This window comes from Conyzicola nivalis, assembly GCF_014639655.1.
GTDB lineage: Bacteria > Actinomycetota > Actinomycetes > Actinomycetales > Microbacteriaceae > Conyzicola > Conyzicola nivalis.
The window spans coordinates 812955-828025 of record NZ_BMGB01000001.1 but is presented as its reverse complement, the minus strand read 5'-3'; the positions used below and the strand labels follow the sequence as shown (position 1 = coordinate 828025).

Genomic DNA, 15071 nt, shown 5'->3' with positions numbered 1-15071 from the left:
CTTTCTTAGTGCTCAGGCGCTTCAGAGAGCGGCGAGCGAGTCTTTGGCTGCGGCAACTGCGGATTCCGTGGTCATCCCGAACTCGCGGAACAGCGTCTTGTAGTCGGCCGAGGCACCGAAGTGCTCGATCGAGACGCTGCGTCCGGCGGTGCCGACGTACTTGTCCCAGGTGAGGCTGATTCCGGCCTCGATGGAGACGCGCGCGGTGACGGCGGCGGGGAGGACCTGTTCGCGGTACTCGGCGGACTGCTCCTCGAACCACTCGAGGCTCGGGGCCGACACGACGCGGGCGTTGATTCCCTCGCCCTTCAGCACCTCGCGGGCCTCGATCGCGATCTGCACCTCGGAGCCGGTCGCGATGAAGATCACGTCGGGGGTGCCGTTAGGCGCTTCGGCGAGAACGTACGCGCCGTTCGCGACGTACTTCGCCGAGGCGAAGGTGTCTCCGGTCGCTTCGCCTTCGCCGCGAGCGAACACCGGGATGTTCTGGCGCGTGAGGGCGATGCCCGCCGGGCCGTTGCGGCGCTCGAGGATCGTCTTCCACGCCCACGCGGTCTCGTTCGCGTCGCCGGGGCGCACGATGTCGAGACCGGGAATGGCGCGCAGGGTCGCGAGCTGCTCGATCGGCTGGTGGGTGGGGCCGTCTTCGCCGAGGGCCACCGAGTCGTGGGTCCAGACGTAGATGGCGGGAGCCTTCATCAGCGCCGCGAGGCGGACCGCGGGGCGCATGTAGTCGCTGAAGATGAGGAACGTGCCGCCGAAGGGGCGGGTGTTGCCGTGCAGCACGATTCCGTTCAGGATCGCGCCCATGGCGTGCTCGCGGATACCGAAGTGCAGCACACGACCGGCGGCGCTGGCCGACCACTCGTGGGTCGACCACTTCTCGGGCACGAACGATCCGGCTCCGTTGATGGTCGTGAGGTTCGACTCCGCGAGGTCGGCCGAGCCGCCCCACAGCTCGGGGATGACACCGGCGAGGGCGTTGATGACCTTGCCTGACGCGGCGCGGGTCGAGACCTCGGTGCCGGCCTCGAAGACCGGGAGGGCCTCTTCGACGCCCTCGGGCAGGTCGCCCGTGAGCACGCGGTCGAGCAGCGTCTTCTTCTCGGGGTTGGCTGCGGCCCACGCCTCGAACTGCTCGTTCCACTCGTTGTGCGCCGCGGTGCCGCGCTCGAGGGCGAGACGGGTGTGGGCGATGACCTCGGGGGCGACGTCGAAGTTCTTCTCGGGGTCGAAGCCGAGAACCTCCTTGACCGCGGCGAGCTCTTCCGCGCCGAGAGCGGCTCCGTGGATCTTGCCGGAGTTCTGCTTCTTCGGGCTGGGCCAGCCGATGATCGTCTTGAGGATGATGAGCGACGGCTTGTCGGTGACGCCCTTGGCGGCCTCGATCGCGTCGTTCAGTTCGGCGACGTCTTCGACGTACTCGCCGGTCTTCTTCCAGTCGACGACACGGACGTCCCAGCCGTAGGCGAGGTAGCGGGCGTGCACGTCTTCGGTGAAGGCGATGTTTGTGTCGTCTTCGATCGAGATCTGGTTCGAGTCGTAGATCGCGATGAGGTTGCCGAGCTCCTGGTGGCCGGCGAGCGAGGATGCCTCGCTCGTGACGCCTTCCTGGAGGTCGCCGTCGCCGGCGATGGTGTAGATGAAGTGGTCGAACGGGCTCGTGCCGGGGGCCGCCTCGGGGTCGAACAGGCCGCGCTCGTAACGGGCGGCGTAGGCGAAGCCGACGGCGGACGCGAGGCCCTGGCCGAGGGGGCCGGTGGTGATCTCGACGCCGTCGGTGTGTCCGTACTCGGGGTGGCCGGGGGTGAGCGAGCCCCAGGTGCGCAGGGCCTTGAGGTCGTCGAGCTCGAGGCCGTAGCCACCGAGGTAGAGCTGCACGTACTGGGTGAGCGAGCTGTGGCCGACGGACAGGATGAAACGGTCGCGACCGATCCACTCGTTGTCGTTCGGGTCGCGGCGCATGACCTTCTGGAACAGGAGGTAGGCGGCGGGGGCGAGGCTCATCGCGGTGCCAGGGTGACCGTTTCCGACCTTCTCTACGGCGTCCGCCGCGAGAATACGGGCGGTGTCAACGGCCTTGTTATCGATGGAATCCCATTGGAAAGCTGCCACGTGATTTCTGACCCTTCATATTGCACAGCAGAAAATCAGAACGATCACTGCGGAGAGGTTTTGTTCGCTTGCCGTTGTCTCATTTATGGACAGTGACGTCATCGGCACTCCCGCGGGTAGCCCAGGCAATCTCGATCGTTCTGAGGTGTCGGACTCTTCTGCCGTCGGGTGGCAAGCACATTCAAGTATAGGGAGTGCTGGGAGTGCTCGTGCGGGCTGTTACGCCCGACACGCGGCGATGTCCCGGGTGATGAGCGCCTAGAATTGGTTGAACTGCCCAGTTGTCGTTAGAGGAGTCATGAACGTAGCCGTAGAGAGCCGCCCTGCCACCGGGCGGATCGGATTTGCCCGTAAGGCAAAGGCCTACGTCGCGCTCACCAAACCCCGCGTGGTCGAGCTGTTGCTCGTGACCACCGCCCCCGTCATGGTGCTCGCGCAGGGCGGACTGCCCGACCTCTGGCTCGTCATCGCCACCCTCATCGGCGGCGCGCTCAGCGCCGGATCGGCCAGCGCGTTCAACTGCTACATCGACCGCGACATCGACCGCCTGATGAAGCGCACGCAGAAGCGGCCCCTGGTCACGGGGGAGCTGACCGACCGCGAAGCGCTCGTCTTCGCGTGGATCGTCGGCGTGGCATCCATCGTCTGGCTCGGCGTCTTCGCCAACTGGCTCGCGGCCAGCCTGTCGCTCGTCGCCATCCTCGTCTACGTCTTCGTCTACACCCTCTGGCTCAAGCGCCGCACGGAACAGAACATCATCTGGGGCGGCATCGCCGGCTGCTTCCCGGTGCTCATCGGCTGGGCGGCCGTCACCGGCTCGCTCACCTGGGCCCCGGTCATCCTCTTCGCGGTCATCTTCCTCTGGACGCCTCCCCACTACTGGCCGCTGTCGATGAAGTACCGCGACGAGTACCAGGCCGCGAGCGTGCCGATGCTCGCCGTCGTGCGCGGCCGCCAGATCGTGGGACTCCAGGTCATCCTCTACTCCTGGGCGACGGTCGCCTGCTCGCTGCTTCTCATCCCGGTCGCCGACATGGGCATCACCTACACGGTCGTCGCCGCGGCGAGCGGTGTCTGGTTCATCTACGAGTCGCACCGCCTCTACAACCAGGCCATCCGCCACGACACGGTAACGCCGATGCGCGTCTTCCACTCGTCGATCAGCTACCTGACGCTCGTCTTCCTCGCCGTGGGCATCGACCCGCTGCTGCCGTTCTAGCAGGGCAGCCCGAGTCAGCTCGACAGGACCATCCAGCGTCGGCTCTTGCCCGAGAAGGTCATGCGCCGGGTCGCCGATCGCATCCTGCCGACCGCCGAGCCCCCGAACACACCGTGTTGCGCCATTTGGGGCGGTTCAGTCAGCGGACTGCCCCAAAACGGCGCAATCGGATGACCAAGCCCGGTGGAACCCGCGATGATGCCCGTTCCACAGGATCATCCGGCCCTAGCGCCCACCCGACAGGACCGGTCCGACCGGTGCGGGCGCGCTCATCCTGTCGACCGGCGGCTACGGCCGCCCGGTCCGAGGCGAGCGGCGTTCAGAGCTTCGCGGTCGTCAGGTCCTCGGATGTCGCGTGCCGCACGGGTGCCTTGCCGCGCAGTGTCAACACCACGACGGTCATCGCGCCCACGAGCAGCCCCGCGAGCACCATGTGGATGCCGACGAGCAGCTCGGGGAGGCCGAGTCGTGCCTGCGTGATGCCCACGGCGATCTGCACGAGCTCCACGGCGAGCAGGATGAGCGTGAAGCGGCGCGTGCGTGCCGACGCGCCCGGCAGGGTGAGGGCGCCGAGGACGAGCAGCACGGTTCCGCCGAGCGTGGCGTAGGCGGGCCAGGAGTGCAGGTGCTGCAGCAGGTTCGTGTCGAGTCCGTTGCGTGGGGTCGTCGCATCGCCGGCGTGCGGGCCCGAGCCGGTGGTGAGGATGCCGACGACGACCGTCACCGCCACGAACAACGAGGTGACGTGGGCGACCGTGCGGTACCAGGTCGGCATCAGCCGAGGCCCGCCGCCCGGTCCGTAGTAGACGCGGAAGACCAGCATCGAGGTGAGCACAACGAGCGCGATCGACACGACGAAGTGCAGGCCGACGATGTAGGAGTTCAGTCCGGTGAGCACCGTAATGCCGCCTATCACGGCCTGCAGGGGGATCGACAGGCCCTGCAACAGTGTGAGCACGAAGAGGTCGCGGCGTTGCGCGCGGAATCGGATGACCGACAGGAAGGCGAGGATCGCGATGAGGACGACCACTCCGGTGAGCGCGCGGTTGGTGAACTCGATCACGCCGTGGATGCCCATCTCGGGCGTGTTGGTGAGCGAGCCGGGAACGCACTGCGGCCAGGTCGGGCAGCCGAGCCCCGAACCGGTGAGTCGCACGGCGCCGCCCGTCCCGATCAGCAGGATCTGCACCACGAGCGAGGCCCAGGCGAAAAAACGCACGCGCGCGTCGACGGCGACAGGAAGTAGGGCGGCGAGTCGTGATCGGGCAGACACTGCGGCATTCACAGCGGTTCCTCCTGTTATTTGCGAAGACTCCTTGTAAGATTGACAGGTTCGCAGAGCGCAACCCGTGCCGGGAGTCGATGGAGACGAGCGGTTCTGACCGATTCATCAGGAGTCAGAAGCCGCAGTCCGGGTTCAAGTCTAAGCAAGTCGAAGGTGTTGGAATCACACCCGCTTGCTCGGGCGCACACGAGAAGTTTCCCGGTAAAAGGCTGCGTGACGGAATACCGCTGCACCCACCTTGGTTGCCGCGGGTAGGAAAGAGGTAACTATGACTGACGTGCTGATCGATCGCCCGGAACTCAACAGTCTCGGACAGTACGAGTTCGGCTGGTCCGACTCTGACGCCGCCGGCGCATCCGCCCGCCGCGGAATCAACGAGGAAGTCGTCACCGACATCTCCACGTTGAAGAACGAGGCCGACTGGATGCTCAAGCTCCGACTCAAAGGCCTCAAACTCTTCGGCATGAAGCCGATGCCGACGTGGGGTGCCGATCTCTCGGGCATCGACTTCGACAACATCAAGTACTTCGTCCGCTCCACCGAGAAGCAGGCGCAGTCGTGGGAAGACCTCCCCGACGACATCAAGGACACCTACGAGAAGCTCGGCATCCCCGAGGCCGAGCGCAAGCGCCTGGTCTCCGGCGTCGCGGCGCAGTACGAGTCCGAGGTGGTCTACCACACGATCAACGCCGAGCTCGAGGCTCAGGGCGTCATCTTCATGGACACCGACACCGCGTTGCGTGAGCACCCCGAGTTCTTCGAGGAGTACTTCGGCACGGTCATCCCGCCCGGCGACAACAAGTTCGCGGCGCTCAACACCGCCGTCTGGTCGGGCGGATCGTTCGTCTACGTCCCCAAGGGCGTGCACGTCGAGATCCCGCTGCAGGCGTACTTCCGCATCAACACCGAGAACATGGGCCAGTTCGAGCGCACGCTGATCATCGCCGACGAGGGCTCGTACGTTCACTACATCGAGGGCTGCACCGCCCCGATCTACAAGAGCGACTCGCTGCACTCCGCCGTCGTCGAGATCATCGTCAAGAAGAACGCCCGCGTTCGCTACACGACGATCCAGAACTGGTCGAACAACGTCTACAACCTCGTCACCAAGCGTGCCGTCGCCCATGAAGGCGCGACGATGGAGTGGATCGACGGAAACATCGGTTCCAAGGTCACGATGAAGTACCCGTCGATCTACCTGATGGGCGAGCATGCCAAGGGCGAGACGCTGTCCGTCGCCTTCGCCGGCCCCGGCCAGCACCAGGACGCCGGCGCCAAGATGATCCACATGGCCCCGTACACGACGTCGTCGATCGTCTCCAAGTCGATCGCCCGTGGCGGCGGACGAGCCGGCTACCGCGGAGAGGTGCGCGTGGATGCCGCGGCTCACCACTCGGCGAACACCGTTCGTTGCGACGCCCTCCTGGTCGACACGATCTCGCGCTCCGACACGTATCCGGCCATCGACATCCGGGTCGACGACGTCCAGCTCGGTCACGAGGCCACCGTGTCGCGGGTCAGCGCCGAACAGCTCTTCTACCTGCAGTCGCGCGGTATGCCTGAAGACGAGGCCATGGCGATGATCGTGCGCGGGTTCATCGAGCCGATCGCCCGCGAGCTCCCAATGGAGTACGCCCTCGAACTCAACAAGCTCATCGAGATGAGCATGGAAGGATCCGTAGGCTAAATGCCTGTCGTCACACCCGAAACCCAAGACCAGTCGGCCCAGGTCCAGCACGGAGCGAAGGCGCACAGCGACGGTGGCTGGGACGCCCCCGAGGGCGCCTTCGTTCCCGTGCAGACCCGCTCCGATCGTTTCAAGTCGAACGTTCCCAGCGAACATCCTGACGTGAACGGCCGCGAAGCCGAGTGGAAGCTCACTCCCGTCGACCTGCTGCGTCCGCTGATCGACGGCGAACTCGACGGTTCGCCGTACCCGTTCCTCGTCACGCAGACGGAGGGCGCCGACGCCGAGTGGGTCGACCGCACCGACGCGCGCGTCGGCCTGGCGGGTCAGGCCGAGGAAAAGTCTTCCGCGAACGCGTGGAACTCTTTCCAGAAAGCCCTCGCAATCACCATCACGGGCGGAGAGACCTCCGAGATCACGATCTCGCGCTCGATGCTCGGCGATGCCGCGCGCGGCGCGCACACCGTGATCACCGCGAAGAAGAACAGCCGCGGCCGGGTCATCCTGCTCAACACGTCCCAGGCGCAGCTCGTCGAGAACGTCGAGATCGTCGTCGAAGACGGCGCGCAGCTCGCGGTCGTCTCGGTGCAGGAGTGGGCGGACGACGCCATCCACCTCGCCACGCACTTCGCGACCGTCGGACGTGACGCCACGTTCCGCCACGTCGTCGTATCGCTCGGCGGCAAGGTCGTTCGGGTCAACCCGTCCGTCGCTCTCTCGGGCGAAGGCGCAGACGGCGAGCTCTCCGGGCTCTACTTCGCCGACGCGGGTCAGCACCTCGAGCAGCGCGTGTACATGCACCACGAGGGCGCCAACACCAAGGGCCGCGTTAACTACAAGGGCGCGCTGCAGGGCGTGGGCGCACACACGGTCTGGGTCGGCGACGTGCTCATCGGCCCGGAAGCCGCGGGCACCGACTCCTACGAGCAGAACCGCAACCTGGTTCTGAGCGAGGGCACGCGAGCAGACTCCATCCCCAACCTCGAGATCGAGACCGGTGACATCCTCGGAGCCGGCCACGCGAGCGCGACCGGCCGCTTCGACGACGAGCAGCTGTTCTACCTCCAGGCCCGCGGGATCACCGAGCACGAGGCACGTCGCCTCGTCGTGCTGGGCTTCCTCACCGAGATCATCCAGAAGATCGGCAAGCCCGAGCTCGAACAGCGGCTGCAGATCTCGATCGACGACGAACTGAACCGCAGCTCGAGCCAGCTGGTCGGGGGAGCAGAGTAGTGGCCGAACCCACGAAGGTCTGCACGAAGTCCGAACTGTCTCCGAGCACCGCGCTGCGTGTCGTCGTCGACGGCAAGCCCATCGCGGTCGTGATGGACTCGGCGGGAGCGGTCCACGCTCTCGGCGACACCTGCACGCACGGCGACATCTCGCTCGCCGAGGGCTTCGTCGAAGACGACACCCTCGAGTGCTGGGCGCACGGCTCGAAGTTCGAGCTCACGTCGGGCAAACCCCTCACCCTTCCGGCCTACGAGCCGGTTCCCGTGTACACGGTCTCCATTGTCGATGACGATGTCTTCGTCGACCCCACCCCGATCGCGACCAGCGACTCCGTCGCCGTTTAGGACCAACAACAATGTCAGTACTTGAAGTAAAAGACCTCCGCGTCAGCGTCGAGACCGAGCAGGGCACCAAAGAGATCCTGAAGGGCGTCGACCTGTCTATCGCCGAGGGCGAGATCCACGCCATCATGGGCCCCAACGGTTCCGGCAAGTCCACGCTCGCGTACACCATCGCCGGCCACCCGAAGTATCACGTCGAGGGCGGCTCCGTCACCCTCGACGGCGTCGAGGTTCTCACGATGAGCGTCGACGAGCGCGCCCGTGCCGGACTCTTCCTGGCGATGCAGTACCCGGTCGAGATCCCGGGCGTGACCGTGTCGAACTTCCTGCGTACCGCCAAGACCGCGATCGACGGCGAGGCGCCGGCCCTCCGCCCGTGGCTCAAAGAGGTCAAGGGTGCGATGACCGACCTGCGCATGGACAAGGCCTTCGCCGAGCGCAACGTCAACGAGGGCTTTTCGGGCGGCGAGAAGAAGCGTCACGAGATCCTCCAGCTCGAGCTGCTCAAGCCCAAGTTCGCGATCCTCGACGAGACCGACTCCGGACTCGACGTCGACGCCCTCAAGGTCGTCTCCGAGGGAGTCAACCGCGCGAAGGACAACACCGGCCTCGGTCTGCTGCTCATCACGCACTACACGCGCATCCTCCGCTACATCAAGCCCGACTTCGTGCACGTGTTCGTCGACGGCCGCGTCGCCGAAGAGGGCGGCCCCGAGCTCGCCGACCGTCTCGAAGACGAGGGCTACGATCGCTATGTCTCCGCGACCGGCGTAGCGTAGAACCATGGCCACCGCACTCGCACCCGTACTCTTCGACCAGGTCGAAGAGGCGCTGAAAGACGTCATGGACCCCGAACTCGGGGTCAACATCGTCGACCTCGGTCTGATCTACGACCTCACCTGGGACGACGAGAACAACGCGCTGATCATCAGCATGACCCTGACGAGCGCCGGTTGCCCGCTGACCGACGTGCTCGAGGAGCAGACCGCTCAGGCGCTCGACGGAGTCGTGGACGCGTTCCGCATCAACTGGGTGTGGATGCCGCCGTGGGGTCCGGAAAAGATCACCGACGACGGCCGCGACATGATGAGGGCGCTCGGCTTCGCGATGTGACACGGGTTTTGGTCGCGGGCCGTTCCGGCGGGGTGAAGTAGTCTCTCTTTATGGACCGTTCTAGAGCTCCTCAAGATCCGGTCCGGTCCTCTCGGATCTCGCGGTCCATCGTCAACAGTCAGCTCCTGATTTCCGCGGCGCTGCTGCTCTTCGCGGTGGTGGTGTTCGCGATCCAACCGGCCGCGTTCCAGGAGCCGTTGTTCTTCTCCTCGCTCCTGCTCGTCTTCATCCTGACCGGTGTGGCATTGCTCACCGACTGGACGCCGCGCCGCAAGCGCTGGGCGGCGCTGTTGCCCGTGCTCGACATCTTCGCCATCGTCGGGATCCGCGAGGCGGAACCACAACTCGGTGCCGGCCTGCTGCTCGTGCTCCCGGTCATCTGGCTCGCACGCAACTATGGCTTCGCCGGTGCGGTGGGCGGCGCGACCCTCGCCACGGTGGCGATCTGGGGCGTCTGGCCGTTCAGGGGAGTGCCGATCAGCATCTCCGACTTCGCCGGGCTCATCCTGCTGCCGCTGACCTTCGCCTTCATCGCCACGACCACCTACGCGACCAGCCGCCGCAGCCAGAGCCAACGCGCGCTGCTTCGCCAGCAGTCCGCCCTGGTCGAATCGGCGCTCGTGCGGGCCCGAAAGCAAGAGCGGCTGCTCGAGGAGGTACTCAACGCGGTCGAGTTCGGCGTGATCGCGTTCGACGACCGCGGGCGGGCGACGCTCCGGAACAACGCGCACGAGCATTCCCTGCGCGAGTTCGGCGCCCCCCACTCCGCCATCATCCACCCGGTGATCTACGAACCGGACGGCACGACGCGCTACGAGGAAGCCGAACGTCCCTACGCCCGTGCCCTCGCCGGGGAAGAATTCGAGAACCTCGTCTTCTGGGTCGGCTCGCCGGGGGAGGCGAGAGCCGCCTATTCCGCGACCTCGCGACAGACCCGCAACATCGACGGCGAGCCCGACGGTGGGGTCGTCGTGGTGCGCGACGTCACGGTAGAACTCGAAGCCGTGCGGGCCCGCGAAAACCTCGCGGCGTCGGTGAGCCACGAACTGCGCACCCCGCTCACCTCGATCATCGGATTCCTCGAGCTCGCCGTCGACGCCCCGGAGCTCACGAGCGAGACCCGTCGGATGCTCGACATCGCGGCCCGTAACTCCGAGCGGATGCTCGGCCTCGTCACCGACCTCCTGCAGACCGCCAGCGATAAAGACGGATCCCTGACCCTCGCGATCTCGTCGTGCGACGTAGCCGAACTCGCGCGGCAGGCCGTCGAGTCGTCCGGTCTCGCCGCCGAACAACGCGGACTCACGGTGGTCACGTCGATCGACCGACCGGCGGTCATCAACGCCGACCCGTTCCGCATCCGGCAGGTCCTGGACAACCTGCTCTCCAACGCGGTCAAGTACAACCGCACCGGCGGGTCCATCACGGTTTCAGTCGACGCGGCCGACGATGCCGTGCGCATCGACGTCACCGATACCGGAGTCGGTGTTTCCGAAGCCGACCAGGCGCACCTGTTCGACCGCTTCTTCCGCGCCGGGTCGGCCCGCCGGTCCGACGTCGTCGGCACGGGCCTCGGGCTCGGAATCAGCCGCGATATCGCTAAACTGCACGGTGGGAGCCTCTCGGTGACGAGCGAGGTGGGTGTCGGCAGCACCTTCTCGCTGGTCCTGCCGGTCACGACCCAGGAAGCCGCATGAACCTCGACACCCTCACCGTCCTCTACGCGAGCGGTCTCGTCGTCACCGCGGCCGGCGCGTCGTTCGTCATCAGCTCCGTCTACCGACGTGAAGACGCCGTCGCCCGGTTGTGGGGACTCGGCTTCATTTCCGGAATGCTGGCCACCATCGCCTACGCCGTCTGGGGCTACAGCCCCGACCTGTGGTGGATCACCGGCGTCGGCAACGCCGCTCTCGTCTTCGCGATGGGCGCCATGTGGGCCGGCTGCCGTGTATTCAACGCCCTGCGCTCGCTGCTCGTCGTGCCGTTGGTCGCGGCGACCCTCGTATTCGCCGCCGTCATCGTTCACGGACCGAACGGGGGAGAGTGGGCCGGTGCTCCCGCGATGTACCTCGCCATAGCGGGGTTCACCGCGGCGACCGCCGTCGAGACGCTGCGCGGCCAGCTGCGCGAACGCATCTACGCCCGCATCCTCACCGTCGTGTTCCTGTTGATCTCGGTGTACTACCTCGCCCGCACCGTCGTCTATTTCGCCGCGGGAGAGTCGAGCGTGGAATTCCTCAGCTACTTCGGCACGGTCAACACGACCCTGCTGAACATCGGGTTCCTCACCGTGGCATCCATATCGTTCTCGGTTCTGCAAAGCGAACGCAATCCCGACTTCCGGCGGGAGAAGACATCCGACCGCTCCTCCATCGCCGGAGTGGCGTCCCGCAGCCTGTTCGAGCAGCAGGCGGAGGACTGGCTGCGCCGAGCGAAGCGCGGCGACACCGCGCTGACGCTCGCGATCTTCGAGGTCGAGAACCTCGACGAGATGAACATCGCACTCGGGTCGGAGTTCGGCGACCGTGCGATCCAGACCGTCGGCTGGTTCACCCGCGACAACGTGCCCACTGCCTCGATCGTCGGCCGACTCGACGCTCGACGGTTCGCCGTGATGACGCCGACTCCCGCGGTGGGCGAGCCTCGAGACGTGGCCGAACGGGTGATGACGGCGATCGCCGAGAACCCCATCGACGCGATCGAGGGCGTGCGCGCTCTGGCCACGTTCGGGGTCGCGAGCACCGCCGAGCTCGGCTACGACTACGCCGACCTCGCCCGGGCCGCGGTCGCCGGACTCGCGCAGACCAGCTAGGGGGCTATCGCGATCGTGAGCAGGTCGGTCGCCGTCTGCTTCGCGTACTCCGCCGACGTGGGCGTGGTCTGCAGCAGCAGCTCGTAGGTGATGGCGAGCGAGATCGACGTGGCCGCCGGATCGAGCGGTGGCAGCACGAAGCTCTGGCTGTAGCTGTACGGGGCCTTCACCTGGTAGCCGGGGGCCACGCTCGCCGCGTCGACGAGGGAGGCGGGTGCGGTCAACGAGCCGTCCTCGCCCGATACCGCGGCGACGACGGTGACCTTCGAGAGGTAGATACGCTGGCCTTCGTCGTTCGCCAGCGTCGCGAGCAGCGACAGGTTGAGCGGCTTGTTCGCTCCGGCCGTCCACTGGTCCATGGGGAGGTCGGACCAGTAGTTCACCGCGAGCGAGATGTTTCCGGCAGCGAGGGTACGTTCTACTGAACCCGTCGCCAGGTCGTTGTCGACGGCGGTGATCTGTCCCGGCGCCGTCGGTGTGGGGGTCGCGGCGCCGTCGCCGAGGAACGGGGCCGCACCGCAGCCACCGAGGAGGAGCACCGACGCCAGTGCGAGGCCGGTTGCGGCCGTCCGGGAGCCGTGCTTCGCGGCGTTCTTCATGTGGTTCTCCCGTCGCAAGCTCCGTGCTTGCCATTTCTTGAGCAAATCCTTGGGCGATGTTGCGCCCATCAGCGAGTGAAACTTGATCATCCCCGCTCATACTGACATTACTAGGCGAAACGGGGTGCCCATCCTCCCGCGTTCGACACCACGCCCGCGATCAGCGGGCGGCAATCGGGAGATGACACTGTGACTGCGACGCGCGCGACTGGACCGTCCGACACCTACGACTTCCATGTCGATGCCGAAGGTTTCGCCTCCTCCGTCGAGTCGATGGCGGTGCACCGCCCCACGATCGGCTGCATCATCCCCGCGTACAACGAGGAGGAGTCGATCGCCGCGGTGCTGGAATCGCTGCTCGGTCAGAGCCGGGTGCCCGACGTCATCCACGTCATCGCCAACAACACGACCGACAAGACCGTCGAGATCGCCAGCCGCTACGCCGGCCCGCACGTGATCGACATCGACGGTGTCGAGCAGTTCACCGAGGTGTACGTGCACGACATCGGGACGAACAAAGACAAGAAGGTCGGCGCGCTCAACTACGGCTACACCCTCGTCGAGGCCTGCGACTTTATGCTCGGCGTCGACGGCGATACGACCGCCGACCCCGACGCGGTCAAGCACCTCGAGGCCGAGATCGCCTCGGACACCCGCATCGGCGGCATTTCGGCGATCTTCAGCATCGACGACTCGTCGTTCTCCGGTCCGATCGCACCCTTCCTCATCGCCGGCCAGCGCGCCCAGTTCGCGGCCTTCAACATGCAGAACATGCTGCGCGGCCGCAACATGGCGGTCCTCGGCGGGCAGTTCTCCATCTTCTCCACGCTCGCGCTGCGCCAGGCGATGACCGACAACCACCAGTCCAGCCCGTGGGTGAAGGACAGCGAGGTCGAAGATTCGCTGCTCTCCCTGCAGATCAAGAGCGCGGGCTTCCTCACCAAGATCAGCGCGCAGGCCCGCGCCGACGTGGGCGGCATGACCACCCTGCGCGGCCTCGACGCCCAGCAGGTGAAGTGGAACTTCGGCGCTATCGAGCTCATGTGGCCCGGCCAGCGCGGCGACACAAAGGGACAGCCGCTGCACCCGAACCTCAGGCTGCGCTGGCTCGAGAACCTCTCGATGGCCGTCAACGCCTTCACCCGCCTCATGTTCATCGTGCTGCTCATCGCGTCGCTCTCCATCGACGCCTTCGTCTTCAGCCCGATCTGGCTCGTTCCTCCGGTGATCGCCACGCTGCTCAACATCCGCACGGCCATGTCGATGAAGAAGGTCAACTTCCGAGACATCCTGTTCGCAGCAACCCTCGCACCGGCAGAGATCTACATGTGGGTGCGCCTGGGCCACTTCATCCGCGCCTGGACCAAGTTCCTCAGCCGCAAGCAGACCGACAACTGGGCCGCCCAGGCAAAAGCCGAGCGCGGCTCCGGCAACGGTTATCTGGTGCCGATCATCGTCCTCGTGCTCACCGGCGCGGCCATGGTCTTCACCTGGTTCCAGCTCAACACCATGGTGCAGTCGACGATCCTCTGGATCGGCTGGCCCATTCTCGGAGCCATCACCGCCATTCAGACCTTCACGATGCTGCTCAAGCTGGTCCAGCGCCAGCGCGGCTACAAAGTCTGATCCCGAACGTCTGACCCGAACAGACACGCCTGACCCGAACAGGCGCCCGACGGCGCCCGGCAGCTACTCGCTGTCGGGCGCCGTCAACCTGTATCCGACGCCGCGCACGGTCTCGATCCAGCGCGGCGAATTGACGTTCTCCGACAGCTTCTTGCGCAGGTTGCCCATGTGCACCTCGATGGCGCGCTTGTCGGCCTCGCTCACCAGGTAGGTCGTCACGTAGCTCTCGCCGCGCAGCAGCAGGGCCAAGTCGGGCTTCGTGCGCACGCGCCGGTTCGACTGCAGCAGTGCCGCGAGCAGATCGAACTCGCTGCGGGTCAGCTCGAGCTCGGTGCCGCGAAGGCGCACGACCCGCGTGTCGATGTTGAGCCAGAGGCCGTTGTGCTCCATCCACCCGGACTGCCCGGGGGCGGGAGGGGCGGATGACACGGCGGGAGCCTGGGCGCCGGTGACCGGCACCGCCTGGAACGCACCCTGCGGCACGGGTTCCTGCGCGATGGCCAGGGGCGGGGGAGCGGCGTAGGCGGGCTGTTCCGTCGCCGGCGCCTGTGCTGCCGGCGTGGCGGCGGCCGGGGCCGCGGGAGCCTGCTTCGTCGCCGCGGCGCTTCCGACGACGCGTGGTCGGCGCAGCATCGCGTCGATGCGCGCCCGCAGCACGCGCGGCCGGAACGGCTTCACCAGGTAGTCGTCGGCTCCGGAGTCGAGGCCCTGCAGGGTGTCGATCTCGTCTTCGAGCGCCGTGAGCATGAGGATGTAGGTCGAGCTGAACGCGCGGATCCGTTTGGCCGTCTCGAAGCCGTCCATGCCGGGCATGTTCACGTCGAGCGTGGTGATCACGGGCTCGAACTGTCGAACCGCGGCGACACCGTCGAGTCCGTTGGCCGTCGGAATCGCCTGGAACCCCGCCTGCGTGAGAACGTCGACCAGGAGCTGCCTGATGTCGGCGTCGTCGTCGATAACTACCGCGAACCGTGGAGCCGTTGCGCTTTCCATCTGCTGATCGTAGCAACCGGGAAACAAATAGTTTTCGGCTACCGGCGG

At 66.3% G+C, this 15071-nt stretch carries 13 protein-coding genes; 9 read left to right on the top strand and 4 right to left on the bottom strand.

Going from position 1 to position 15071, the window contains the following annotated elements:
- Positions 1-21 precede the first annotated feature (21 nt).
- Complete coding sequence (gene tkt, locus IEV96_RS04030) at positions 22-2115, bottom strand: transketolase (RefSeq protein ID WP_188509399.1); 2094 nt, start codon at positions 2113-2115, stop codon at positions 22-24.
- A 298-nt stretch (positions 2116-2413) separates the two neighbouring features.
- Between tkt and IEV96_RS04025 the strand changes: the two genes are divergently transcribed.
- Positions 2414-3334: a heme o synthase gene (locus tag IEV96_RS04025; protein WP_188509398.1), complete on the top strand. Its 921-nt coding sequence runs from the start codon at positions 2414-2416 to the stop codon at positions 3332-3334.
- Positions 3335-3653: 319 nt separating this feature from the next.
- On the opposite strand, the gene IEV96_RS04020 is transcribed toward IEV96_RS04025, so the two are convergent.
- On the bottom strand, positions 3654-4619 hold the full coding sequence (locus IEV96_RS04020; protein ID WP_188509397.1) for a COX15/CtaA family protein: 966 nt from the start codon (positions 4617-4619) through the stop codon (positions 3654-3656).
- Between the two features lie 268 nt (positions 4620-4887).
- Between IEV96_RS04020 and sufB the strand changes: the two genes are divergently transcribed.
- From sufB to IEV96_RS03985, 7 genes are read left to right on the top strand one after another with little or no spacing between them, the layout of a single operon-like run.
- Positions 4888-6306, top strand: a complete 1419-nt coding sequence (sufB, locus tag IEV96_RS04015; protein ID WP_188509396.1) for a Fe-S cluster assembly protein SufB — start codon at positions 4888-4890, stop codon at positions 6304-6306.
- Entirely contained in the window at positions 6307-7539 is a 1233-nt protein-coding gene (sufD, locus tag IEV96_RS04010) for a Fe-S cluster assembly protein SufD (protein WP_188509395.1), read from the top strand.
- Positions 7539-7883: a non-heme iron oxygenase ferredoxin subunit gene (locus IEV96_RS04005; protein WP_188509394.1), complete on the top strand. Its 345-nt coding sequence runs from the start codon at positions 7539-7541 to the stop codon at positions 7881-7883. The genes sufD and IEV96_RS04005 overlap by 1 nt, the downstream gene beginning before the upstream one ends.
- A gap of 11 nt (positions 7884-7894) precedes the next feature.
- The gene (sufC, locus tag IEV96_RS04000) at positions 7895-8659 is read left to right on the top strand and encodes a Fe-S cluster assembly ATPase SufC (protein WP_188509393.1); all 765 of its coding nucleotides are present in this window, start codon (positions 7895-7897) and stop codon (positions 8657-8659) included.
- Positions 8660-8663: 4 nt separating this feature from the next.
- The gene (locus tag IEV96_RS03995; RefSeq protein ID WP_188509392.1) at positions 8664-8993 is read left to right on the top strand and encodes a metal-sulfur cluster assembly factor; all 330 of its coding nucleotides are present in this window, start codon (positions 8664-8666) and stop codon (positions 8991-8993) included.
- Positions 8994-9043: 50 nt separating this feature from the next.
- Positions 9044-10690, top strand: a complete 1647-nt coding sequence (locus IEV96_RS03990) for a sensor histidine kinase (protein WP_188509391.1) — start codon at positions 9044-9046, stop codon at positions 10688-10690.
- Positions 10687-11805 (top strand): GGDEF domain-containing protein, encoded by a 1119-nt coding sequence (locus IEV96_RS03985; RefSeq protein ID WP_188509390.1) that lies wholly within the window; start codon positions 10687-10689, stop codon positions 11803-11805. The genes IEV96_RS03990 and IEV96_RS03985 overlap by 4 nt, the downstream gene beginning before the upstream one ends.
- Here IEV96_RS03985 and IEV96_RS03980 read toward each other — a convergent pair.
- Positions 11802-12404, bottom strand: a complete 603-nt coding sequence (locus IEV96_RS03980; protein ID WP_188509389.1) for a hypothetical protein — start codon at positions 12402-12404, stop codon at positions 11802-11804. The two genes, IEV96_RS03985 and IEV96_RS03980, sit on opposite strands and share 4 nt — an antisense overlap.
- Before the next feature lie 189 nt (positions 12405-12593).
- Here IEV96_RS03980 and IEV96_RS03975 point away from each other — a divergent pair, with 189 nt between their 5' ends.
- A complete protein-coding gene (locus IEV96_RS03975) occupies positions 12594-14030 on the top strand; it encodes a glycosyltransferase family 2 protein (protein ID WP_229733039.1) in 1437 nt (478 codons plus the stop codon).
- Positions 14031-14093: 63 nt separating this feature from the next.
- Here IEV96_RS03975 and IEV96_RS03970 read toward each other — a convergent pair whose 3' ends face one another.
- Positions 14094-15023 (bottom strand): response regulator transcription factor, encoded by a 930-nt coding sequence (locus tag IEV96_RS03970; RefSeq protein WP_188509388.1) that lies wholly within the window; start codon positions 15021-15023, stop codon positions 14094-14096.
- Positions 15024-15071: the final 48 nt, after the last annotated feature.